The sequence below is a fragment of the Shewanella aegiceratis genome (genome assembly GCF_019457495.1).
Lineage (GTDB): Bacteria > Pseudomonadota > Gammaproteobacteria > Enterobacterales > Shewanellaceae > Shewanella > Shewanella loihica.
The window spans coordinates 473,706-496,869 of the sequence record NZ_CP080416.1 but is presented as its reverse complement, the minus strand read 5'-3'; the positions used below and the strand labels follow the sequence as shown (position 1 = coordinate 496,869).

27 protein-coding genes are annotated in these 23,164 nt (G+C 54.9%); 14 read left to right on the top strand and 13 right to left on the bottom strand.

Features of this window, described 5'->3' with window-relative positions:
- The first annotated feature begins 139 nt into the window (after positions 1–139).
- Together K0H80_RS02295 and K0H80_RS02290 are read left to right on the top strand one after the other, a co-directional pair.
- A complete protein-coding gene (locus tag K0H80_RS02295) occupies positions 140–1,135 on the top strand; it encodes a response regulator (RefSeq protein ID WP_011864259.1) in 996 nt (331 codons plus the stop codon).
- A 13-nt stretch (positions 1,136–1,148) separates the two neighbouring features.
- The gene (locus tag K0H80_RS02290; RefSeq protein ID WP_220044081.1) at positions 1,149–2,120 is read left to right on the top strand and encodes a GGDEF domain-containing protein; all 972 of its coding nucleotides are present in this window, start codon (positions 1,149–1,151) and stop codon (positions 2,118–2,120) included.
- Positions 2,121–2,197: 77 nt separating this feature from the next.
- Here the strand turns inward: K0H80_RS02290 and rraB are convergent, their stop codons facing one another.
- The 6 genes from rraB to K0H80_RS02260 all read right to left on the bottom strand — a co-directional run bounded on the left by rraB (position 2,198) and on the right by K0H80_RS02260 (position 6,890).
- Positions 2,198–2,605: a ribonuclease E inhibitor RraB gene (gene rraB / locus K0H80_RS02285; protein ID WP_220044080.1), complete on the bottom strand. Its 408-nt coding sequence runs from the start codon at positions 2,603–2,605 to the stop codon at positions 2,198–2,200.
- A 24-nt stretch (positions 2,606–2,629) separates the two neighbouring features.
- Positions 2,630–3,364 carry a 1-acylglycerol-3-phosphate O-acyltransferase gene (locus K0H80_RS02280; protein WP_011864256.1) on the bottom strand — a complete coding sequence of 245 codons (735 nt, stop codon included), beginning with the start codon at positions 3,362–3,364 and terminating at the stop codon, positions 2,630–2,632.
- A 235-nt stretch (positions 3,365–3,599) separates the two neighbouring features.
- Entirely contained in the window at positions 3,600–4,391 is a 792-nt protein-coding gene (locus K0H80_RS02275; protein WP_220072943.1) for a metal ABC transporter permease, read from the bottom strand.
- A 60-nt stretch (positions 4,392–4,451) separates the two neighbouring features.
- Positions 4,452–5,363 carry a metal ABC transporter solute-binding protein, Zn/Mn family gene (locus K0H80_RS02270; RefSeq protein WP_220072942.1) on the bottom strand — a complete coding sequence of 304 codons (912 nt, stop codon included), beginning with the start codon at positions 5,361–5,363 and terminating at the stop codon, positions 4,452–4,454.
- The gene (locus tag K0H80_RS02265) at positions 5,347–6,552 is read right to left on the bottom strand and encodes a hypothetical protein (protein WP_220072941.1); all 1,206 of its coding nucleotides are present in this window, start codon (positions 6,550–6,552) and stop codon (positions 5,347–5,349) included. Before K0H80_RS02265 ends, K0H80_RS02270 begins: the two co-directional genes overlap by 17 nt.
- Positions 6,553–6,629: 77 nt before the next feature.
- A complete protein-coding gene (locus tag K0H80_RS02260; RefSeq protein WP_258406159.1) occupies positions 6,630–6,890 on the bottom strand; it encodes an ABC-type zinc uptake system zinc chaperone in 261 nt (86 codons plus the stop codon).
- 230 nt (positions 6,891–7,120) lie between these two features.
- On the opposite strand from K0H80_RS02260, the gene K0H80_RS02255 reads away from it, so the two are divergent.
- Positions 7,121–7,318, top strand: coding sequence for a hypothetical protein (locus K0H80_RS02255; protein ID WP_220074045.1), 198 nt, complete (start codon positions 7,121–7,123; stop codon positions 7,316–7,318).
- A 119-nt stretch (positions 7,319–7,437) separates the two neighbouring features.
- On the opposite strand, the gene K0H80_RS02250 is transcribed toward K0H80_RS02255, so the two are convergent.
- Positions 7,438–7,773: a hypothetical protein gene (locus K0H80_RS02250; RefSeq protein WP_220072940.1), complete on the bottom strand. Its 336-nt coding sequence runs from the start codon at positions 7,771–7,773 to the stop codon at positions 7,438–7,440.
- 124 nt (positions 7,774–7,897) lie between these two features.
- Between K0H80_RS02250 and K0H80_RS02245 the strand changes: the two genes are divergently transcribed.
- A complete protein-coding gene (locus K0H80_RS02245) occupies positions 7,898–9,520 on the top strand; it encodes a mechanosensitive ion channel family protein (protein ID WP_220072939.1) in 1,623 nt (540 codons plus the stop codon).
- Between the two features lie 102 nt (positions 9,521–9,622).
- Here K0H80_RS02245 and K0H80_RS02240 read toward each other — a convergent pair whose 3' ends face one another.
- On the bottom strand, positions 9,623–11,317 hold the full coding sequence (locus K0H80_RS02240) for a formate--tetrahydrofolate ligase (RefSeq protein WP_220072938.1): 1,695 nt from the start codon (positions 11,315–11,317) through the stop codon (positions 9,623–9,625).
- A 173-nt stretch (positions 11,318–11,490) separates the two neighbouring features.
- Here K0H80_RS02240 and K0H80_RS02235 point away from each other — a divergent pair, with 173 nt between their 5' ends.
- Complete coding sequence (locus tag K0H80_RS02235; RefSeq protein WP_220072937.1) at positions 11,491–12,381, top strand: aldo/keto reductase; 891 nt, start codon at positions 11,491–11,493, stop codon at positions 12,379–12,381.
- A gap of 133 nt (positions 12,382–12,514) precedes the next feature.
- Here K0H80_RS02235 and K0H80_RS02230 read toward each other — a convergent pair whose 3' ends face one another.
- On the bottom strand, positions 12,515–13,354 hold the full coding sequence (locus K0H80_RS02230) for a MaoC/PaaZ C-terminal domain-containing protein (protein WP_220073900.1): 840 nt from the start codon (positions 13,352–13,354) through the stop codon (positions 12,515–12,517).
- A 202-nt stretch (positions 13,355–13,556) separates the two neighbouring features.
- Here K0H80_RS02230 and K0H80_RS02225 point away from each other — a divergent pair, with 202 nt between their 5' ends.
- The gene (locus tag K0H80_RS02225; RefSeq protein ID WP_220072936.1) at positions 13,557–14,339 is read left to right on the top strand and encodes a methyltransferase; all 783 of its coding nucleotides are present in this window, start codon (positions 13,557–13,559) and stop codon (positions 14,337–14,339) included.
- Positions 14,340–14,347: 8 nt separating this feature from the next.
- Here the strand turns inward: K0H80_RS02225 and K0H80_RS02220 are convergent, their stop codons facing one another.
- Together K0H80_RS02220 and K0H80_RS02215 are read right to left on the bottom strand one after the other, a co-directional pair.
- Positions 14,348–14,980, bottom strand: a complete 633-nt coding sequence (locus K0H80_RS02220; RefSeq protein ID WP_220073899.1) for a chemoreceptor glutamine deamidase CheD — start codon at positions 14,978–14,980, stop codon at positions 14,348–14,350.
- A gap of 107 nt (positions 14,981–15,087) precedes the next feature.
- On the bottom strand, positions 15,088–15,972 hold the full coding sequence (locus K0H80_RS02215) for a TraB/GumN family protein (protein WP_220072935.1): 885 nt from the start codon (positions 15,970–15,972) through the stop codon (positions 15,088–15,090).
- Positions 15,973–16,020: 48 nt separating this feature from the next.
- Between K0H80_RS02215 and K0H80_RS02210 the strand changes: the two genes are divergently transcribed.
- Entirely contained in the window at positions 16,021–16,332 is a 312-nt protein-coding gene (locus K0H80_RS02210) for a prephenate dehydrogenase (RefSeq protein WP_144199949.1), read from the top strand.
- Between the two features lie 125 nt (positions 16,333–16,457).
- A complete protein-coding gene (locus K0H80_RS02205) occupies positions 16,458–18,230 on the top strand; it encodes a bifunctional diguanylate cyclase/phosphodiesterase (protein WP_220072934.1) in 1,773 nt (590 codons plus the stop codon).
- A gap of 14 nt (positions 18,231–18,244) precedes the next feature.
- Here the strand turns inward: K0H80_RS02205 and K0H80_RS02200 are convergent, their stop codons facing one another.
- Entirely contained in the window at positions 18,245–18,766 is a 522-nt protein-coding gene (locus tag K0H80_RS02200; RefSeq protein ID WP_220072933.1) for a DUF3016 domain-containing protein, read from the bottom strand.
- Between the two features lie 247 nt (positions 18,767–19,013).
- On the opposite strand from K0H80_RS02200, the gene K0H80_RS02195 reads away from it, so the two are divergent.
- Together K0H80_RS02195 and K0H80_RS02190 are read left to right on the top strand one after the other, a co-directional pair.
- On the top strand, positions 19,014–19,325 hold the full coding sequence (locus K0H80_RS02195; RefSeq protein ID WP_220072932.1) for a hypothetical protein: 312 nt from the start codon (positions 19,014–19,016) through the stop codon (positions 19,323–19,325).
- A 182-nt stretch (positions 19,326–19,507) separates the two neighbouring features.
- Complete coding sequence (locus K0H80_RS02190) at positions 19,508–19,807, top strand: hypothetical protein (RefSeq protein ID WP_220072931.1); 300 nt, start codon at positions 19,508–19,510, stop codon at positions 19,805–19,807.
- 21 nt (positions 19,808–19,828) lie between these two features.
- Here K0H80_RS02190 and K0H80_RS02185 read toward each other — a convergent pair whose 3' ends face one another.
- Positions 19,829–20,338: a DUF4240 domain-containing protein gene (locus K0H80_RS02185; protein ID WP_220072930.1), complete on the bottom strand. Its 510-nt coding sequence runs from the start codon at positions 20,336–20,338 to the stop codon at positions 19,829–19,831.
- A gap of 265 nt (positions 20,339–20,603) precedes the next feature.
- Between K0H80_RS02185 and K0H80_RS02180 the strand changes: the two genes are divergently transcribed.
- The 4 genes from K0H80_RS02180 to K0H80_RS02165 all read left to right on the top strand — a co-directional run bounded on the left by K0H80_RS02180 (position 20,604) and on the right by K0H80_RS02165 (position 22,975).
- Positions 20,604–21,014, top strand: coding sequence for a hypothetical protein (locus tag K0H80_RS02180; RefSeq protein WP_144199961.1), 411 nt, complete (start codon positions 20,604–20,606; stop codon positions 21,012–21,014).
- Positions 21,015–21,268: 254 nt separating this feature from the next.
- A complete protein-coding gene (locus K0H80_RS02175; RefSeq protein ID WP_011864236.1) occupies positions 21,269–21,541 on the top strand; it encodes an HU family DNA-binding protein in 273 nt (90 codons plus the stop codon).
- A gap of 239 nt (positions 21,542–21,780) precedes the next feature.
- Complete coding sequence (locus K0H80_RS02170) at positions 21,781–22,473, top strand: TorF family putative porin (protein ID WP_220044063.1); 693 nt, start codon at positions 21,781–21,783, stop codon at positions 22,471–22,473.
- 328 nt (positions 22,474–22,801) lie between these two features.
- Complete coding sequence (locus K0H80_RS02165; RefSeq protein WP_011864234.1) at positions 22,802–22,975, top strand: hypothetical protein; 174 nt, start codon at positions 22,802–22,804, stop codon at positions 22,973–22,975.
- The last annotated feature ends 189 nt before the right edge of the window (positions 22,976–23,164 follow it).

The following is a 23,164-nucleotide window of genomic DNA, read 5'->3' as shown; positions in this document are numbered from 1 at the left end:
AACTGCAAGTCCCATTAAACCCTGTCGTTACCACAGACAAAACCGATGAAAACTGCCTCAGGACGAAGCTTTTAGCCACCAAGCAAGTGATTTGGTGTTATCTTCTAATAATGAAGGCAGATTAGGATGTTATAACTAGATGTCGATTCCCGTACTCATATGCGATGACTCCGCACTCGCTCGCAAGCAGATGGCCAGGACCCTGCCCAAGGAGTGGGATGTCGAGATCACCTTTGCCAACAATGGTGCCGAAGGTATCGAGGCGATCAGGGCCGGCAAGGGCGAAGTGGTGTTTCTCGATCTCAACATGCCAGTCATGGATGGTTACGAGGTACTGGAGACGATTCAGAAGGAAGATCTTCCCGCCCTGGTGATCGTGGTCTCCGGCGACATTCAGATCAAGGCCCACGAGAAGGTGAAGGCATTGGGTGCGCTGGACTTTATTCAGAAGCCGGTGAGCGCCGATGCCATCAGCAACATACTCCAGGAGTACGGCATACTCACCATAGCCCTGGGCGAGCAAGACAACGACAACCCCATGATAGAGGTGGATCTGCGCGACGCCTGCCAGGAGGTCGCCAACGTGGCCATGGGCCGCGCCGCCGATCTGCTGGCCAAGCTGCTGGATGTCTTCGTACTGCTGCCAATCCCTAACGTCAACGTGCTGGAAGTCAGCGAGCTCACCATGACCCTTAAGGCCACCGAGCGTTACAGCACGGTATCGGCCCTGTGCCAGGGCTTTATCGGCGCGGGCGTGGCCGGCGAGGCGCTTTTGCTGTTTCACGACTCCTCCTTTCAGGACATGGCCAAGCTGATGGGGCTGGCAAATCCCGAGGATGCCAACACAGAGATAGAGGTGATGATAGACACGGGCAACGTGCTTATCGGCGCCTTCCTCAGTGGTATCTCGGAGCAGCTGCACATGAAGTTCAGCCAGAGCCATCCCGTGGTACTGGGGCGTCACTGTACGGTAAACGACCTTATCCACGACAACTCGGAGAAATGGTCCCGCACCCTGGCGATGGAGATCAACTACCGCATCGAAGGCCATGATATTCAATGCGATCTCCTGCTGCTGTTTACCGAAGACTCATTGCCGACGCTTAACTATAAGCTGGGCTACCTGCTGGATTAAGTTGGACCAAGATATGCCATATGACCAAAGCGCGATGAACGAACTCCACTGGCTAATCGATATGGTGCAGACCATAGAGGTGGGCCTGGTCGTGCTGGATCGCGACTACAACATCCAGCTGTGGAACGGCTTCATGGAGAACCATAGCGGCATCTCACCCAACTCCATCAAGGGCAAGAATCTATTCGATCAGTTCGACTACCTGCCAGCCAACTGGCTGAAGCAGAAGATGGAGTCTGTGTTTCTGCTGAAGAACCGCGCCTTCATCAGCTGGGAGCAACGTCCCTATGTGTTTAAGTTTGGCAACTATCGCCCCATCACGGGCCGCGCCGACTTCATGTACCAGAATGTGACCCTGCTGCCCCTCTCCTCCCTCACGGGCCAGATCACCCATATCAGCATGATCATCTATGACGTTACCGATGTGGCGATCAACAAGCTACAGCTCAAGGCCGCCAACGAGCGCCTGGAGCATCTGAGCCAGACAGATGGCCTGACCCAGCTGCATAACCGCCGTCACTGGCAGCTGTGCATGCAGAAGGAGTTCGACCGCCATGCCCGCTACGGCGAGCCCACCACACTGGTGATGTTCGACATAGACCATTTCAAACGGATCAACGACACCTATGGCCATATCGCCGGCGACAGGGTGATCCAGCATGTCTCCCATATCCTGCGTCAGTCACTACGGGACACAGATTGCGCCGGCCGCTACGGCGGTGAGGAGTTCTCCGTAGTGCTGTCGAACACCAATGCCGAGGCCGCACTGCATTTTGCCGATCGCCTGCGGGAGAAGATCGAGGCCTCAGAGCTGAGGTTTGAGAGCGCCATCCTCAAGGTGACGGTGAGTATCGGCATCTGCGGCATAGACGAGCACCTGAGCAACAGCGCCCAATGGCTAGGCCAAGCCGACAGCGCCCTCTATCAGGCCAAGCAGAAGGGGCGTAACTGCTGCGTCATCTTCAATCCCGATGAAGCCGAATAGGGTCAAACCCAAGCCGTGACAGATACGAAAAAGCCCATCTATGATGGGCTTTTTGTTAGGTGCGAGATACGCGAAGATTAATGGAAACGAGAGTCTTCCTCTTCGTACTCCTCGTCATCATCTTCCATCTCATCGCCTATGAAATAGGTACCCCAACCGTCGTAATCCACCTTGAGCTTAGCCGCCAGTTGGATCAGATCTTCACAGGCCTTGTCCAGCAAAGCCACGTCGAGTTTGTGGTAGGCGATGGCGTCGAAACAGAAGAGCACTGAGCCGTCTTCCAGCTCCATCTCTTCGGCATCGTTCACCTCAAAGCCCATCTTAAAGGCTTCCACCGCCGCCTTCTCCAGACGGTCGAAGTTAGAGGCCGAGAAGTGGTGTTCTATGGTGTATTCGGCATCTGGCTCAGAACCATCGGCAAGAATCGCATCCACGATCTCCTGGTTTTCCTGTTTCTGTTCCTGCAGCTGACGTTCTGTAGACATGGATCTCTCCGAATAAAAATGTTCTTAATTAATTGCTTTCTTGGCCATCAGGGCACTGGCTTCCTGATTAAGCTGAGCCAGCTTTTCCGCCATCATGGCATGAATCCGGGTAGAAAGCTCTTTTACCTGAGACTTAGCCAGACCTTTGGTCTCTATGGGATCCATCACCTCGATGATCACCACGCCGTTGTTCCAGCGGTTGAGCTTAATATGTTCCTGATTCGAGGCCAGCACAGGCACCATGGCGACACCCGCCTCGATGGCGGTATGAAAGGCGCCCGCCTTGAAGGGTAGCAGCCCCTTGCCCCGTGAGCGTGTACCCTCAGGGAAGATCCAGATAGAGAGGCACTTATCTTTAATCTTCTTCGCCGTCTGCGCCATGGTCTCGAAGGCGCGGTTACGGTTTTTACGGTCGATCAGTATGTTCCCCGACAGCCAGTAGATCTGGCCGAAGAAAGGGATCCAGGCCAGGCTCTTCTTGCCCAGGCTAACTGTGCCCTTTGGCACGGCGGCCGTATGGGTGAACATGTCGAAATTGTTCTGATGGTTGGCCAGGAAGATACAGGGCTCGCTGCGCTCGACCTTGGGTTTGCGCACCACCACCTTGACCCCCAATACTGGCGCGGCCCAGGAAAAAATCTTAGCAAACAGATGGACATTGTCTCTATGACGGGGGCGCAGCAGACAATAGAGGCCGCCGAAGACAAAGGCCAACAACAACATGATGGCTAAGATCAGAGATCTGAAGATTAACAGCACAACTTACTCCTGTGATTTCAGTGGCGACATTATAGCAGCAGGCCTTTTGACTTACACCTGTCGTCTTAGGCCCCTAGCAGCTTTACAGGATACAGGGCAAGTGTTAACGATATAAGTCATGGAATTAACAGTAGAAAAACATCACCGCAATCAAATGCAGCTAAGAAAAAAGCGGGCGAGAGCCTGCTGCCCCCTACCCGCTCAACTCACAAGTGCGTCGTTTTTATCGACTTTTCTAGTTAGTCTCGACCTTTGTAATCGAACTTTCTCTAAGTAGTCTGGGCAGCAGCAGACGAAACGCTATCGTGCTGACCGCCAGGGTCGCCACAATCGCCGCGCCGCTAGGCAGATCGAAGCTGGCCGATAGCAACAGACCTATGCCATAGCCCAGCAGGCCCACCAGATAGGCCAGCGGCCACTTACCCTTGCCACGCAGCTTGTTGACCGCCAGCGCCGGCAGGATCAGCGAGCTGAACACCAGGTAGACGCCCACCAGCTCCACCGACAGGGTGATCACTAAGGCAAACAGCAGGTAGAAACCGGCACCGTTGAGTATGGCGGGGCGCAGGGCGATGATCGCCAGCACCAGGCTCGACACCACAGCCGGTAGGATCAACTGTGACCAGTTCACCCAGAGGATCTGCCCAGACATCAACTGCTTAAGCATCTCTGCGCCATGGGGATCGTTTGACAGCAAGAGCATGGCCGCCACCGCCGACAACACATAGAAGCAGCCGATGATCGCCTCCAGCTCATCGGCCATCCGCTTGGCCAGCCAGGCGATAAACCCTGCCCCCAGCAACGCAAACAGGGCCGGCATCCAGACCGTGGAATAAGGCAGATGCTCCAGCTCATGGTTGGTGTGGGCAATAATCGCCCCCAGCGCCGCCACCTGGGCGATCGCCAGGTCGATGAAGATGATGCCCCGCTTGAGCACCTGACTCCCGAGCAAGACATGGGTCGAGAGCACCAGAATACCCGCGGCGAAGGCAGGGAGTAGAATTGATAAGAGATCGAGATCAAACATGATTGAGTACCCAAAAGCGAACAACGGCGCCCCCAAAGAGGGCGCCGGATCTAAACCAGGCTAGCGATTCACGCCCAGCAACAAGTGGATAACGCTGTCGTACAGGCCAAAGAGGTCCTGGGCGTCATCGTTGCCACCGACCGACATAGGCAGATTCACCACCGGCAGGTCGGTGCGCTCACCGAGCCAGTTGGCGCCGCGCTCATCCTGATAGGAGGCGACAATAATCGCCATCACATCGCCCTGCCCGGCGCGCCCCTGCAGGCTGGCCAGGTGCCCCGTGCTTGGCGGCAGGCCAGGCTTAGGCTCAAGATCCCCCACCTGCTCCATGCCCAACCAGTTAAACAGGTAGCGGAAGCTGGTGTGATAGGCGATCACCTTCTTGCCCTTAAGCGGCGCCGCCTGTGATTGCCAACGGCCAATCGCCGCCTGCCAGCGCTGGCTGAAATCGGCCAGGGCCGACTCGTAGGCCGCGCGATTGTCCGGATCCAGCGACACCATCTTGGCCGACAGCGCCTTAGCCACCTCCAGCAGACGCTCTGGGTCGAAGTGCAGGTGTGGATTGCCCTGAGCATGGACATCGCCCATGCTGCGATCCACCTGAGCCAGCTTGTCCAGGGTCTGAGTATGCTCGGCGGCATAGAACAGCCCCTTGTCGGTCGAGCGCACCTGGGCGTTAGCCGACTTCATCTGCAACATGGGCAGCCAGCCCACCTCGAGATCGGCACCGGCGCAGACCGCCAGATCTGCCTGGCGCATCTTGGCGATCAAGCTGGGTCTGGCCTGCACCTGATGGGGGTCCTGCATCGCCGTGGTCGCGGCGTAGATCTTAGCATCCGGTGCCAGCTCCTTGGCCAAGGCAGCATATTCAGGCTCGCAGGCGAAGATATTCAATTTCGCCTGTGCACCACAGGCAAAGCTCAGCGCCAGCGCCGCAACGCCAGCTTTTAAGTAGTTAGAATTGATGCGCACCGTGAGCCCCCAGAGTCATGACATATTGAAGAGTAATGACGTTATCATCTGTGATGCCGTCAAAGTTAGTGCCTTGCTGATTGGTATATTGCAGGCGCACGGTGGAGAAGTGGCTGTGATGCCAGGCCAGGCTCACCTCAGTCTCTTTCAGCTTCTGGGCATCGAAGTGCTCATCGTGCATCAGGTGCGTATCGACCTGACCGTAACGCAGACCTGCCGACCAGTTTGGCGAGAACTGATACACAGAGCTTAGATACCAACCCGTGTGGGCATCCGGCTTAGCGGTATCATGATCGTCGACCGCCTCGTGGTCATGGTCGTCCAGCGGCGCATAGTCGCTCACACGGAAATACTCGCCGCTCAGGGTCAGATGCTGATACTTGTAGTTGCCCTGGGGCGCCCACTTGTAGACGAAGTCCGCCATATAGGTGTTCTCACCCGTGTATCTGGCGGCATGGCTATGATCATGGCCATCCTCGGCCACCACGGCTTCTTCATGCTCCTCATGGGCGGTGAGACGACCGTTTTCGTTACGCAGATAACTCAGGCCCAGCTGCCAGGAGCTGCTGACGCCGATATCTCCACCCAACTTAGTGTAGGCGGTGTAGACGCCGACGCTCTTAAATTCGCGCTCGCCGTGTTCATCTTCGGCGCGCATGCTATCGCCCTTGAAGGCCTCGACGCCCATGCTCCAGTAGAGATCGGTCGGTGCGACATAGTCCAGACGCACACCGTCATCGAAGTAGTGACTGCCCAGGAAGGCACGATAGGCCGCCGGACGATCGGAGAAGGCATCGCTGTGCACATGCTGATTGTTGAGGTAACCCACATCCGACAGGAAACGACCGCCGCGCATCGACAGACCATAGGGCATCGCCAGGGTCTGGATGAAGGCCTCTTCGAGTCCCACCTCGGTCTCGCCATCGTGCACCTCGATCACCGAGGTCAGCTTGCCATAGAACATGTCGTCTATGTTGGCGCTGAGCGCCAACTCGGTGTGACCCAGGCCAAAGCCCTCGACACGCTCAGACATGGGGCGCTCGGCGTTTTGATAGTAACCGTCGAGCACCGCACTGATGGCAGGGTTAGTCAGGCTAGGATCCGCCGCGAAACTTAGGCTTGGCATTAGGCTAGGCAAACAGGCACAGGCAAGTGCAACCGCCGACAGGCGGGCATTGAAATTCATCATAATCTCTCCAAAAAACAGCTAAACGACTCCGCCGCCAATGGGGCGCAGAGTATTAATTATCTTGAGTTTTTGAGGTATTACGACTGTGCGGGCGGGGCGCGGCTCTGAAAGTAATCGACGTGGACGGCGGCAAGGGCCGTGGGCTCACGTAGCGGCACTTCCACCGTGAGGCTGGGCAGGCTAAAGCTAAACTCGCCGACCGGCAAGACGCTATTGAGTTGCAGTTTTTGAATACACAGGGTGCAGTGTGTGGTGGCGCCCTCATCCAGATGTTCCAGGCTATGGGCAGGCGCAAGCACAGACAAGCAGAACAATATAGCACTAAGCCATATCGCCACTCCTCTAACTTTTCCTTTTACCTTTATTGCCATGGGATCTACTGGACACATTCAAATTCCGACCAAGTTTAGGGATACGAGTGATGAAGTCAAGCCAGAATTGGCGGTGGCTCAGGCTGGAATGTAACAAAAGTTATTCGAAAATTTTACTTATGCGCCGACCCAAAGCGTGGCCCACATCACGGCCAGATTGGCTAAAATTAAGTCTGACTTAAGTTAGTGACACTAAGATGACAGCTAAATTGAGCGGCGGCTCTGAGCTACCGACTCTCACCATTCAAGGTTTAAAGGAAATGCTCTCTATGAAGGAATTTTTTCGCGAAAATTTCAAAATGCTGTTCTGGACCGCCATCTTCTTTGTCGCCATTCTCGGCGGGATCTATTACGTCGAAGCGGCGCTCGAGGCTCAGGTTCAGGTCGTCGAATAACCGATTTGGCCTGAGTCTGCTTTTTAGGAACAAGGCACAAATATCATATTTCAGATGAGCTAGGCGCCAGGCCTAGCTCAAGCGCATCATCATCTAGCAGGCTCACACGGCCCGCCCCCTCAACGATACTTCTGTCTGTGCTCGCTGTCGTCCACCTCTTGCCTCGGCGGCGCCTGGGTCACCTTGAGGTGGTCCATCATATGAGTCACCAGCAGAATCATCACGGCAAATATCGCCACCGGCGCGGTCAAGTTACGCCACTCTGGTAGGAAATAGCCCACGACCAGCATCACCAGCCCCAGATAGAAACCCAACATCTTCAATCGCATCAGGTTGGCACTTCGACCCAGCCAGGCCTCGCAGTGGGGACATTGGATCTGAGCATCCAGCCCCTTGCCCCGCTGGGCAGCAACCTGTTGGGCGCGAAAGGGGTGACTACAGTGAGGACAAAGCACAACAAACTCTCAAATAACGGCAAAGAGTGCTAGTCTATCAGATTGCGCCGCCACGCGTTGCGAATTTACAGCGCAATTGGAACAGATTATGATCCCAGCCATTAGCTAACACAGGACGGATAATATGTTACGCAACTTAGCCCTGGCGCTGGTGACTATGATGGCCCTAGCCCATCTTCCCACCACCGCCGATGAAGCCCTCCAGACACCCCAGCCCCTGACCGAACTGACTCAACTGCAACAGACCATAGATTCAGATATCGCTAAACTAGGCAATGCCAACGGCGAGATGAAGCAGTTTATCGAGTACCGTATCAAGGAGCACGCCAACCAACTGCACGACAAGTTCAAGCTGATGATGAACCAGCAACCGCTGGATAAGGCAAACCTGCTACCACTGCTACAGAAGCATCTGGCCTTCATCGACAAGGTAGCCGATTACTACGCCGCCGATATTGACCAATTTAAACAACAGCTTGGCAGCGATAATGACACAGGCGTCATGTATAAGCTCGCCATGCGGGATCGCCAGCGCGACGAGATCCTCAGCGCCAAATATGAGACCCTCACCTGGCTGGACGCCTTGGGCGAAGATACCCAAGCCATCAAGACCCAGCTGACGGCTCAACTGCTGAAACGCTCAGACATGCTCAACAGCCTGGTGCATTTCACCCAGGACAAACTCAAGCTGGCGGTGGATGAGGCGGCCAAGGCGGGTAAGGATGTTACTGCTGAGCAGACCGCCCTGGTCACCAACCTCAACGAGCGACTCAGCCTGACCAGCGCCAGCCTGTCGGTGGCGATCGAGCTGCTGGATGCTATGAGCCAGGATACCACGGTCCTCAAGCAGACCCTGTTTAGCATCTCAGGGGATATCACCCAAGACGTGCTCAACGTCGATGTGGCCAGTAACCTGCTGGACCAGTGGTGGAACCAGGCCAAGAATCAGGCGCTGGACAACGGCCCGGGCCTGCTGTTCAAGTTGTTTGTCTTCCTGCTGATCCTCTTCCTGGCCCATCTGGCCGGCAAGGCAGTGCAGCGCATCGTCAAGAAGATGGTGAGCAACTCAAAGCTTAAATTCAGCAAGTTGCTGCAAGACTTCTTCGTCTCCCTCTCGGGTAAGACAGTGTTTGCTCTGGGTCTGATGATCGCCCTGTCACAGCTGGGCTTCGAACTTGGTCCACTGCTGGCCGGCTTCGGGGTCGCGGGTGTGATCATAGGTTTCGCCCTGCAAGATACCCTGTCTAACTTCGCCTCGGGCATGATGATCCTCATCTATCGTCCCTACGACGTGGGCGACCTGATCAACGCCGCGGGCGTAACGGGTAAGGTGAGCCAGATGAGCCTGGTCTCCACCACCATCAAGACCTTGGACAACCAGCGCCTGATCATCCCCAACAACAAGATCTGGGGCGATACCATCAACAACATCACGGTAGAACATCAGCGCCGCGTCGACATGACCTTCGGCATAGGTTACGGCGACAACATAGAGAAGGCCGAGCAGGTGCTGCGCGGTATAGTCGACGAACATCCTAAGGTGCTCAAGCAGCCTGAGCCGACGGTGAAGCTACACCTGCTGGGCGAGTCTTCGGTGGACTTCGTAGTGCGTCCTTGGGTGAAGCCGGAAGATTACTGGGATGTGTATTGGGACATCACCCGCGCGGTGAAGATGCGCTTCGACCAGGAAGATATCTCGATTCCTTTCCCACAGCGCGACGTGCATATCTACCAGACTGGCAAGTAAGGGCTCAAAGACAGCTCTTTATAACAAAGCCCTTCACAAAAAAAGCGCCTGCAACTGCAGGCGCTTTTTTATCTCTCTATAGCAAGGAATACCCCGCCAGCCTTAGGCCAGCCCTGTGATCTCGCCTCGCTCATCGATATCTATGTTCAGATATCCGGGACGTATCCCCAGCCCTGGCATGGTCATCACCTTACCCACCAGCGCCGTGATAAAGCCGGCACCGGCATTGAGTTTCAGCTCGGCGATGGGCAGCTCAAACCCTTGTGGCGCCCCCTTGAGCTTAGGATCATGGCTAACCGACATGGGCGTCTTGGCGATGCAGAGCGCCAGCTTATCAAATCCCTGGCGTTGCAGCTGAATCAGCTGAGCCTTGGCCGTATCGGATAAACTGATGCCGCTAGCACCGTAACCTGCCTCGGCGATGGTCAGCAGCTTGGCCTCGATAGACTGCTTGGTCTCGTAAAGATAACGGAACTGACTCGGCTGCTCGGTGGCGCGTACCACGGCCCTGGCCAGTGCCACCGCGCCCTCGGCGCCTTGAGTAAAGGCTTCGCAGACTTCGCAGGCAAATACGCCCTCTTGCAGCACGCGGGCCTTGAGCCACTCTAGCTCCTCCTGGGTATCCTCGGCGAAGCGGTTGATGGCCACCACCAGCGGCAGGCCATACTTGGCCACATTGCTGATGTGCCAGCGCAAGTTGGCATAGCCGGCGGCGAGCTTATCCATCTCGCTACCTGCGTCAGGATTATGAGACTTGAGCGCCTTGACCGTCACCACCAATACCGCCGCATCCGGCGCATTGCCCGACTGACGGGTCTTGATATTACAGAATTTTTCGAAGCCCATATCGGAGCCGAAGCCCCCCTCGGTCACCACGATATCTGCCAGCCTGAGGGCGATATCGTCGGCGATGATCGACGAGTTACCATGGGCGATGTTGGCGAAGGGACCGGCATGGATCAGACAAGGGGCACCACTTAGGGTCTGCATCAGGGTCGGCGAGATGGCCTGACTCATGATGGCCGTCATGGCGCCGGCCACGCCAAGATCTTCGGCGCTGATGTAGTCGCCCTGTTTGTTCTGCGCCAGCACGATACGACCGATGCGGGCACGCAGGTCCTTAAGATCCCGGCTCAGCGCCAGAATCGCCATCAACTCGGAGGCGGCGCTGATATCGAAGCCGCCCTGATGCACTGGACCATTGACCTCGCCAAGGCCGACAGTGATGGTGCGCAGGCTGCGCTCATTCTGATCCACCACCCGGCGCCACAGGATCTTGTCGGGATCGATATCTAAGGGTGCTAGCCCGGATTGTTCGCGAAAGGCATCATTGCCCAGGCGTTGCTCGTGATAGAGGCGGGCATCGATGGCCGCGGCCGCCAGGTTATGAGCACTGGTCACCGCGTGTATGTCGCCGGTCAGATGCAGGTTGAGATCTTCCATAGGCACCACCTGGGCCAGGCCACCACCGGCGGCGCCCCCCTTGATACCAAATACCGGACCCATGCTGGGCTGGCGGATACAGGCGCAGCTCTTCTTGCCGATCGCCTGCAAGCCCTGAGTCAGGCCGATACTGGTCACTGTCTTGCCTTCGCCGAAGGGAGTCGGCGTTACCGCCGTGACTATCACTAACTTACCATGTTTGTTATCTTTAATTCGGTTGGTGATAGCCAGATCGACCTTGGCCTTGGTTCTGCCGTAAGGGCTTAATTCGTGGGGCAAGATCCCGAAAGCAGTAGCTATGCTTTCTATGGGTTGTAAGCTGGCTTGGCGTGAAATTTCGATGTCAGTCAGCATATAGCGCTCCTACAATAAATAAGCATGAAAAAAAGCGAGCTGGTGCGAATATAGAGCAAAAAGTGGTCACAACAAACCTATTCATTGTCGGCGAAGGTATTAATTAAGGATTTATGAATCTAAATCAATAAAATGATTATTAATGGAAAAAATTAATCCAAACGGAGCGGCCCATGAGTCAGCAAAGCTTTACATTCTCCCCCTTTATCGCCGGCTTCTGGCGCCTGGATAGCTGGCAACAGACACCGCAGCAGACCCTGGCGTTGATCGAGCATTATCTCAGTCTGGGCGTGACCTGTATGGACCATGCGGACATCTATGGCGAGTACAGCTGCGAGGCGCTGTTTGGCCGCGCACTGGCCCTCAAGCCCGAGCTGAGACAGCAGATGCAGATAGTCACTAAGTGCGGCATCAAGCCCGCCTTTGCCTCGACAACTGAGCGCTACGTCAACCACTATGACACAGGCTATCAGCACATTCTCACCAGCGTCGATAACTCGCTTAAGGCGCTGCAGGTGGATGAGATAGATCTACTGCTGATCCACAGACCAGATCCCCTGATGAATGCCGACGAGGTCGCCCAGGCCTTCGAACAGCTCTATCAGACCGGCAAGGTGCGCCACTTCGGCGTCTCCAACTTCACCCCGGCTCAGTTCGACCTGTTGCAGTCCAGGCTGGATCGCCCCCTGGTGACCAACCAGCTGGAGATCTCCCCCATGGCCATGCATACCCTGAGCGATGGCAGCCTGGATCAGGCGCAGCAGTATCGTTGCCCGCCCATGGCCTGGTCCTGCCTAGGTGGCGGCGAGATCTTTAGCAGCCAGAGCGAGCAGGCCAAGCGACTTCGCCAGACGTTAACCAAGATAGCCGCCGACCATGGCACGGACGATATCAGCCAGATCATCTATGCCTGGGTGATGGCCCTACCGAGCCAGCCAAGGCCTATCATCGGCAGCGGTAATCCTGAGCGGATCAGCGCCGCCGTCGCCGCCGGCGAGATAACGCTCGACAGGCAGGAGTGGTTTAGCATCTGGCAGGCCTCCACCGGCCACAGCGTGCCTTAGGACGCTAAAATCTGCATCAGAAACGAAAAAGCCAGCAATCTGCTGGCTTTTCTCTATCCATCTAAAAACTAAGGCTTAGCTATTTAAGCTAGCTTTTGAGGAGTTAGCTTTTAAGATTTTAGCTTTCAAGGATTTAGTCGTGAAACTTCACCTGACCCGTCAGGTGCGGCCTGCGCCCCTTGACGTCACGCAGTTCGAACATCAGTCCTTCGGCACTCTCGGTATCGAAATCGAAACTCACCTGGGCCGGCATGAGTAGCGGCAGCTTGAAGGCCACCTCCACAGTACAGGGCTTGTCGCCAATTTCTGGCATCAGCTGAGCTACGCTTCGTGCCTTAGACCACATGCCGTGGGCCAACACGCGATCGAAACCAAAACGCTTAGACAGCACGGGATGCAGATGAATCAGGTTGTAGTCGCCCGATGCCTTGGCATAACGGCGGCCGAGATCTTCACTCAGCTCCCAGCTAACCGGATTCGACCAGCTCATTGGGCTCGCCTTAGGCGGACGCGCGCGCTTGCCGCTTTGCTCGATACGGTAGAGATAGGTCGACAGCGACTCCCACACCAGCTCGCCGCCGACGAAGGCGCGAGACACCAGCTCAAACTCCAGCCCTGAGTCTGTCATTTGGCTGCTGGTCAGCTCACACTCGAGATCATAGCGCTCATCGACACTCGTGGTGCGGTAACGGGTAATACTGTTCTTCAGGTGGATCATGCCCAGCAAGGGGAAGGTGATCGCATCTAAGGTAAAGATGCTGGCATGCAGGCGAAACACCATGACATAGAGATAGGTCAACGGCAGCTGCTGGCCATCGAACTCGAAGCCACACACCTTGGCATATTGGGCGACCTTATCGGCGCGCACGGCCACCTGTGGACAGGTCACCTTAACATGGGGCAGAGGCTGTTCGTCCCAGCCTGGCTTTCGGCCAAAAAAGATCTTGCGATAAAGCGATAACAGCGACGGCATCGCCTTAAGTTCAACACAAATTTCTTTATTCACGCTATCCAAACCCTTCACACTTTACTCAGCCTAAAAATTGCAAGCCCGCGAGTATACCCCAAAATCACGCTTTTTACCTAAACCTTAAGTCTGTTTAATGCGCGTCGCCCCCGCCTATGGCAAAATAGCCCTCCTAAATTCAGTCAGCTTTTCCCATGGGCGTCACTCAGTGCAAGACAAAAACTTCGATGCATTAGCCGGTAAATTTGCCAAGAACATCTACGGCACGCCTAAGGGCGAGGTCCGCGCCGCCGTGCTGTGGCGGGACATCTCTCAGGCCATGACACAACTGCCCGAGGGGCCACTGCGTATTCTGGACGCCGGCGGCGGCTTCGGCTTCTTCAGCCAGAAGCTTGCCAAGCTTGGCCATAGCGTCACCCTGTGCGATATCTCCAGCGAGATGCTGGCTCTGGGTCAGGCGCAGATAACTGAGTATGAAAGCAATAGCGGTGAGAAGCTGGACATCACACTGCTGCACGCACCGATACAATCCCTGACCCGGGAAGAGCTTGGTCAGTTCGACCTCATCCTCTGCCATGCGGTGGCCGAGTGGCTCAGCGATGCCAAGCAGACCCTGGCCGGTCTGACCCAGCTGTTAAAACCCAAGGGGCTGTTTTCCCTCATGTTCTATAACAAGGAGGCGATGCGCTTTCACAGCCTGATCTCGGGTAACTTCGATTATGTGGCGGCAGATTTCAAGGTGAAGAAGAAGGTCGGCCTGACCCCAAGCTATCCCCTGTATATCGACGATGTGCGCGCCTGGGTGACAGATTGGCAGATGGAGCTGGTGACGGCCTCTGGCGTGCGGGTGATCCACGACTATCTCAAGACCCACCAGCCCCCTAATTCAGATTTCAGCCAGCTACTGGAGATGGAGCTGCAATACTCGACCCACCCCGCCTACATAGGCCTGGGGCGCTACGTTCACTTCATCACCCGTTGGCAAAAATAGCTAGCTCACTAATCGAACAGCTCCACCTGGCTCTCCCCCTGAGCGGTGACTATCTGTTTCAGATAGCGCTGCTCTTCGCTCATCATCTTACTAATCCGCTCAGGTGACAGGCGCATCAGCTTGACCTTGCCGCTGTTAGGATGAAACAGCACCTTACGCGGCCAGGGCCCGCCAAGATCTTCGCTCACTATCTCTATCCCCTCAGTCTTGAGGTAGTTCTTCACGAAGCTGATATTGGACTCGCCGACGTTCAGCACACTGGTGGCCGTCATCTGCGCGCCGCCGAAGACCTTGGCCTTGAGGCGATTACGCATGCCCCCTAGGCCCAATATGCTGTTGATCAGCTGCTCCATGGCCCAGTTGCCATAGCGGCAGGTATAGCTGGTCAGCTGATGCCAGTCTTCATGCAGTTGCCGCTCGGGCAGCAGGAAATGGTTGAGGCCGCCTATGCCCAACAAGGGGTCCCAGATGCAGGCAGCGACGCAGGACCCCAGGCGGGTGAAGATCAGCTCATCGTGGGCAGTGACATAGAAGTTGCCGGGATCGACCCGGGCCACCACGGCGTCGTGGCGGCTATCCCAATGGCGGGGAATCGCCTCAAATTCGGGCCGAACGGGGAAAAGGGTCGCCTCTGCCTGCATCTTGCCTCCCTGCATCGATGGACTTGGCGTCCATCGATATCTCTCCAAGGTTTATCCTGCCTATCAGTATAGCCAAACGGGAGAAACCGGTGCAGAGCAGAGAAAGGTTAGTTACAGGCCGTCTGCCAACAGTTTTGCACCTTGGCTCCTTCTACATCTGCAAACTTGGCGGGTATCCCCTTATCCCCCACCACGTGACCTGCGCCAACCACCACAAACAGTGGCGACGGGCCATCTTGTTGCATCATCAAGGATCTGATCTTGGCCGTCATCTGCTCGTTACGCTGCCATAGCATCTTGTCGATAAGTTCCTTATCGCCATCGTGTAGCATCTGCCCTTGCATCAAGGCATCGAGCCCGGCCTCATCGCCACTTCGCCAGGCCTTGATCAGCTGCACCATCTCCTCGTCCGGCGCATCAATCGCCTCGAGCACCATCTCCCACTGCATCTGCGGGCTGAAAGAGGCCATCAGCTTAAACTGATACTCTGTGCTCTCAAGCTCGATCACAGGGCGCTGGCCGTTCTTGCTCAGCAGCATCTGATCCACGCCCCACTGGGCCTGATAGCCCAGGGAGGCGAAACGCATCACGCTAAACTGCATCGCCTGCATCCAGGGTGCGTAAGGCTGCATGGGGGTGCAGATCTCACTGCGGGTACGGCAGTATTCTTCAAGGCGCGCCTGGGTCTTGGCATCGGCTGGCACCTTGGCCAAACCATACTTACGGATAAGCCCCATGATATCCGCCTTGTTGGTATCGGCCTCGACCGCCAGGGCGCCCGCCTTGGCAAAGGCCGCTTCGATCTGCTCCGCAATGGGGTAAAAATCGGCCTGGCCGATATGAATCGATCCCAATAGATAGGTCTGTTTGCCTTGGTAAGTGATCTTATAGAAGGGCGGCTTGTCATCACCGGCGGCCATCGCGCTGAGTGACATGATCCCTGTCAGTAGTAAAATCCCTATGGTTAATAAACGCGGTCGACTTGTTGCCATCTAGCTTGCCCCTTATAATTCGGCTAAATTTTTCAACACGAGGCTGTTATGCCACATAGTCACCTAATAGAGCAACTGAAAGAGAACCTGCAGTTGGCCTATCGTCAGGCCATCGATGCCGATGCCAAACTGGATGAGTTAAAGAAGGCCGGCCACGGTAAATTCACCACCATCTTCACCCAAGATGAAGGCTTTACTTCGCGCAGCAACCGCTTCGGCCCCTATGTACAGGAGCTGGCCGACGAGATGACCAAGCTGCCAAGCCAAGGCGATGGTCTGGCCCCGGCGCTGGAGAGTTTCGTGCGTAAGCTAGGAGTGCTGCTACAGACCCTGCAGGCATTTAAGAGCCAGGCCAAGTAACTAATCACCTAAGTAACTAAAGTAACTACGCAACTGAATGAGCGGGTAAGCTCATACTTTAGTGTCATATTGCTGTCATGGCCTGGCCATAGAATCGCCCTACTTTTCGTACGAGGCGGACCTAGATGACAGCAATCGACCTGAGCAGTGAACTGGATAAGATCATCGAGAATGAGAAGATCCACGTGCTGTTTCAGCCCATCTTCAACATCAATAGCCAGCGGCTACATGGCTTCGAGGCCCTGAGCCGGGGGCCCGAGCATAGCGCCCTCTTCTCTCCCGTGCCCCTGTTTCAGACCGCGGCCCACGAGGGACGCCTATCCGAGCTTGAAGAGATCTGCCGTCGTCACTCCATCAGACAATTCGACGCCCGCGAGTTGCCGGGCAAGCTGTTTATCAACATCTCCCCCAAGGCCCTGCTGGAACCCAGCCACGCCAAGGGACTCACCCTCAGCCTGGTGCAGGAGCTGGGACTGTCGCCGGATCAGATAGTAATAGAGCTGTCGGAGCAATATCCCGCCGACGATATCGATCTCCTGAAGGAGTGTCTCAACCACTACCGCAGCCAGGGGTTTCTGACCGCCATCGACGATCTCGGCACCGGCTATTCAGGGTTAAGGCTCTGGTCCGAACTGGCACCAGACTATGTCAAGATAGACCGCCACTTCATCCACCAAATCGACCAATCGCCGGTGAAGCAGGAGTTTGTCCGCTCCATCATAGATCTCTGCCAGAGCCTCAGCTGTAAGGTGATTGCGGAAGGGATCGAGACACCAGCTGAACTGGCGTTACTGACTCAGCTAGGCATAGTCTATTGTCAGGGCTACCTACTGGGCCGCCCCCAAACGCAACCGACACAGACCCTAACGGAACTGGCGCCCCAGGAGACCAAGCAGCGACAGACCCGTTACGCCGAATCGGCCGAAAGCCTGTCGACCCGCACCATATGCGTGACACCCGAGACCAAGCTCAAGGCCCTGAGCGCCCGCTTCGTGCGCTCGCCGCACCTGCAGGTAGTCGCCATCGTCGATGCCGAGCAGAAGCCACTTGGAATCGTCGACAGGGCGCAGTTGATGGAGCTGTTCAGCACCCCCTATGGCCGCGCACTGCACGAGAACAGCCCTGTTTTAGAGGTAATGAACGACAAGGTGCTGAAGGTGCCGGCCTGCATGCCGATCTCCGAGGTAAGTCAGTGCCTGACCGCAGAGCACGGCACGGTTGCACAACATTTCGTGGTGATGCGCGAGCAACAACTGTTAGGAATAGGCCACACCAAAGATCTGCTGCAACAGATCACCGAGCAGCGCATCAAGATGGCTCGTCACGCCAACCCCTTAAGCGGTCTTCCTGGCAACATCCCCATACAGGAGGAGCTGCAGCGCCTGCGCCAACAGGGCCGCGCCTTCTATCTGGCCTACTTCGACCTATGCCACTTCAAGCCCTACAACGACATCTATGGCTTCTGCCGTGGCGATGAGGTGATCCAATCTTTGGCGCTACGCCTGCAGCAGCAACTGAGTAGCGAGCATTTTGTCGGCCATGTGGGCGGCGATGATTTTGTGGTGATAGGCACAAGCCAGGCGATCGTCGATGAGTGTCGCCGCCTACTGCTCAGCTTTAACCAAGACAGAGAAGCCTTCTATAGCCCGGACGACTGGCTGGCCCAGTGCGTGATGGCCGAAGACAGACAGGGCCAGAGGGTGGCTCACCCCTTGATCAGTTTGTGTGTCGGCCTGCTGCCCCCCGAGGTGACGCGCTTTTGCGACGAACAGGGGCTATCGGCCTATAGCGCGGCGGCAAAAAAACAGGCCAAAGCCGCATTGAATGGCTTTAGCCTGTTTACGCCCGCGCCCAACGACGCGGCAATTGCCATGTATCGGCCGCTCAAGTTCGCCTGAGAGGCCCAGCAGCCTTAGAGTTTGGGCTGCACCGTCTTCTTCAGCCAATCGCTCAGCATCTTAGACTCGTGTCTCAGGGGCTTGTCGTTCATCACGCCTGTGGTGTGCATGAAGCTCATGTCTCTGAGCTTCTCGTCACCGGCGATCACCACTTGGTCACCGTCGAGCACCTGGTAACTAAAGGTCATTTGCGGCGGATAGATATCTTTGATCACACGGATATCGTTAGGGGTCGCGCCAAAGGTGGGGCGCACATCACCGGCCAGATCCACATCTGTCACCACCAGCTCCAGCTTCTGATTCGGCTTAAGCGTCTTCTCGGCGGCCTTGTTGAGGTTCTTGGTCAGAGTGTCGAACACACGCAGCTCATAGCGAGACTGAATGTCGCTCACCGCCTTCACATCACGGTAGCTGTCGACATCCTGCCAGGTGATCTTAACCACCCCGGCCTCTGTGACTGGATTCTCTTTGGCTTCTTCGGCGGCAAGGTTAAGTGACACCAGTGCTCCCACCAAGAGTAGAGATTGAAACTTCATATTATGCCTCCTTAATCGCCCAAGCTTGGGACACCTACTGAGTCTAGCGACTGCATTGAGTGTACAAAAGCTAACCTGAATATAGGCTTAATGCAAAATCCTGGCGAATCTTTTCGCCATCATTTACTTATTGGACAAGCGCAATTAACCCTTTTCTCCCCAGCCCACAGTTTTTGGCAGCCTTTGTATCAATTTGCTTCGAGCCTGGGGTAGACTCACAGGGCAAGGGAATCAACTAAGGTAAATCATGCAAAATCGATCTTCTCTGCTGTTCGTCGTCATCCTCTTTTCGTTGCTGGCCGGCGCCCTCTATTGGATCACTTTAGAGGAGGAGACCCAGCAGGCCCCAGAAACCTGGTCGGCCTTCGTCTATGCCCATGGCTACAACTCGGGCCGCTACAAGAAAACCGACGACTTCGAGGATTACCAAAGCTGTAAGGCCTTCGCCACCGAGCAGGCCAAGGAGCTTGGCGATGTCTTATGGGAGTGTGGCCTCAGGTGTCGCTTCGATAACAGCCGTCAGGGCTTTCAGTGCGAGACCATGCAGAATCAGGAGTGAGTCAGCCGCCTTTCATCGCTCATCGAGCCAATTTTACTTGTTCGTTTTTTATTCAGCTTCTGTTCAAGCTATTGCCATTAACATAGGTATCAATGAAACGGCAGCAGCACTCGGGCCGCAGCAAACACAGCCCCAGATGCCGACAACAGATTGAATTTAAGACACCGACAGGAGCTATGACAATGAGCAAGCTAACCCACAAAAGATTCTCAGGTAGATTCGCCCTATTGGCCTCGCTAATCCTTGGTTTCGCCTTTATCTCAGGCGCCAACGCCAGTGAGCTTAGCGACAGCGAACGCGCCGCGGTAGAACAACACTTCCAGATTCTGGATCAGCAGCAAGAAGCGAGCGATAACCAGACGCTCGACGGCTTCCAGGCCGATCTCGACAGTCAGCTGGAACAGGCCGAAGAGGAGTTTATGGAAGGTGCCTGCGCCGAGCATGAACTAACCTTCGATAGCGATAGCCAGGTCTGCTACTAGAACAGGCTTAGTAAGGACTCGCTAGAAAGGAAATAACTGAAACAGCTGAGGGTAAGTCGCCTTCAGCTGTTTTTTCTTGGGCGAAAACTTCTTGCCCTGAGGCGTCGCCTGCCCAGAAGGCACAAAGGGCAGCTCCTCGCCGGTGCGATCTTCATAGATCTGCCCCGCGATCAGATCGTAATCCTCCACGAAGGGATAGGCATAGCCATCTTTCTCCGGCCAGGCCGGCAGCTCGGCCAAGGCATCCGGGTTAAGCAGTATTTGCTCGAACCACTCCTGCCCTAGGGAGATCAGAAAGGCGCGAAATTCGGCAAAGCCATATTCGCTGTCACACCCGGTCACTATGTAGGCGGCGCCCCACAGCGACCAGAGGTAAGATCGGCGCATCTGCTGCGAGAAGAACTTATCGAAGGCCGCCAAGTCTTGGTTGTCGAGTTCGTTCAGCTTCCCCTTAAGCTCTACCGCCAGGCTCTCCTGATCTTGCTCTGGCTTGCTGCGGGTGACTAACTGCCAAAATTCATTCTCGTTCATGCTCTTCTCATACCAAACGTGGTTTATGGTTAACGATTGCCTTCATATTTACTCCTGCCCTGCGTATCTTGACTCACTTGTACCAAACGACAGGCCAAACAGAGGCCACATCTTACCCTAAGCCAGCCCGGCTGGCAGCATGGCATTTGCAATTTAGCCAAAGCAATAGACATTTAGGTAAAGCATTAGACATATAAGCAAAGCGTTGGACTAAATCGCGCCATTTTTCTACACTGCGGGGCAAATCATTCACCCAAGAGCCAAGATGAACCGACCAAGTCCCAGCATACTGCTACTGATCGCCCTCTATATTGTTATCGCCATCCTCGCTGGCTGGCGCGCCCTGGACAGCCAGACCCTAGATCTCTTTACCCTGGGCGTGATCCCTGTGCTCATCGGCCTCATCGCCCGCACCAGCTGGGCAAGCCTGGTGCTGAAGATCTATATCGGCATACAGACCCTGGGCTTCACGGCACTGGGTGCCACGGCGGTGATCGCCTATCAGATCACCCCGGAGGACGTTAAGGTGGTGGTGCGCGGTCAGGAGCTGCCTATCTGGGCCATCGCCCTAGTTGTCACCGCACTGCTGAGTTTCCAGTGGTATATGGCCTTCTCTAAGGGGCTAAAACAGTATCTGCCGCAGGCGGCTCAAACCAGCGACGAGACCAAGGCTTAATCCCTCTATCGGGGAGGTTTACATCCCATCTCCTCCCCAGCCCTTATCTGACAGGCCTTCGTGCCAATTCAGTCAAATCCAGGCCGCTTTCCTCTGTCACAGGGTTAAATTTTTACTGAATTTGACTGAAAGCACCCTTTGAGCGCATAAAACCGCTTTCATTATAGGGATGCTTGTGGCATGTTAAGTCCAGCAATTGCAAGTATCTAATGTAATTGGTATTACTAAATCTACGGAAAGAAGAGACTATCCAAATGAATAAAACTGAACTTGTTGCAAAAATAGCGGAAAGCGCTGAACTCACTAAAGCTGAAGCTGCTCGCGCCTTAAAGTCTTTCGAAGAAACGGTAGCGGAAGCGATGAAGAACGGCGAAAAAATCTCTATTGTAGGTTTTGGTTCTTTCGAAACCACTAGCCGTGCAGCACGTACAGGCCGCAACCCACAGACGGGCAAAGAAATTCAGATCCCAGCGGCTGTAGTACCTAAGTTTAAAGCCGGTAAGACGCTAAAAGACAGCGTAAACTAAATCGGTATTTAATCCGTCGAAAAAACCTCCTCCATGGAGGTTTTTTTATGCACCCTCCTAGTGCATCCTCTGCCTCATTTTTAACCAATTCGTTGCCTACTTCTGATGCAAATAATATAAATACTTGAAAAATAACAGATAAATATTTGGCACGCTCTTCGCTATAGCTTGTACGCGGCCTGACAATACTCATAACAACAGGCAGGGCCGCTCCCATAGACCAATAAGAAGGAATGAGTATGAAACAAGCATTGCGAACCCTAAGCCTACTCGCGGGCACCTTGATGGTTGCCCTACCGGCCAGCGCTAGCGTCACGGGCAACATAGGCGCAACCTCCAACTACTTGTGGCGCGGTGCCACACAGACGGGAGACGCGCCCGCGGTTCAAGGCGGCATAGACTTCGAACACGACAGCGGTCTCTACCTCGGAACCTGGGCGTCTAATGTGGATTTCGGCGACGACACCAGTTACGAGATCGACTTCTACGGCGGCTATGCCGGCAGCATAGGGGAAGACTTTGGTTATGACATCAGCTACCTCTACTACGCCTACCCAGACAGCGATTCGAGCATAGACTTCGGTGAAGTCACCCTGGCCCTGAGCTGGAAGTGGTTCAGCATCGGCTATTCAAAGGTGGTCAATGCCGGCAGCGACGTGGCATCGGATCCTTTCGATGAGAAAGATCTCAGCTATATCAACGCAGGCGTCAGCTTCCCACTGTCGGAGACACTGTCTATCTCGGCCCACTATGGCTACTCCAGTGGTGATGTCGTCAACGCCTGGTTCGATACCGACAACTATGCCGACTACTCTTTGTCTCTGGATAAGGAAACCGACTTCGGTACCATCTCCTTCCTGGTCAGCGATACCGACCTCGAGGGTGACGATCCTAAAGTGGTCGTTGGCTACAGCTATAGTTTCGATTTGTGATCTAAATTTAAATGAGTTGCCACTAAATTAGCTGGCAACTCACTATTACTCTAAAAATATTTCAATTAAAAACAATCAATTAAAAACACTTCACCCGTCTATTCGCTCGCATTTTGTCTAAATCAACGACAAATACAATAGTGTTAACTCGATCAAACAAAAATCGAAAATCCCCTGCTATTTTTCTCATTAGCGCTCGCTAATGTGCTCACACCTTAGGACGCTAAACTAGCTAACGCTTTGACTCAGTTAACTTTATGTTAAAGCGGCTCAGTGCTAAGCGGCACCAAATGAGTGCACAAGCACTTTATTTGACGAGGATTTCACTATGGCTCAGTTACTCGATGTTATTCCGAACGATGCTGAAATCGAAGCGATCACAGCCCCCAAAAACCCTAAGGCGGCCTGTGAGCTGCAACACAGACGCGAAGTCAAACGTCGCCTGGAAGAGTTACTCGAAGAGGCGGCACTCAAACGCGCCATGGGGGGAGATTTCTACTAACCCCAGACTCCTTTGCCTCCTTCGCGCGACCACTGCATGGGGCCAGGCTCCATGCAGACGTTTGCTCTCGACCTTGAGCATAAGCCTTGAGTACATCAAGGATATAGCACTCAAATTCAGGACTCAAAGATTCCCCTTCTACCCAGGTTAAATTGGTGTAAGATTAAATTCAGCACATAACTTATTGAT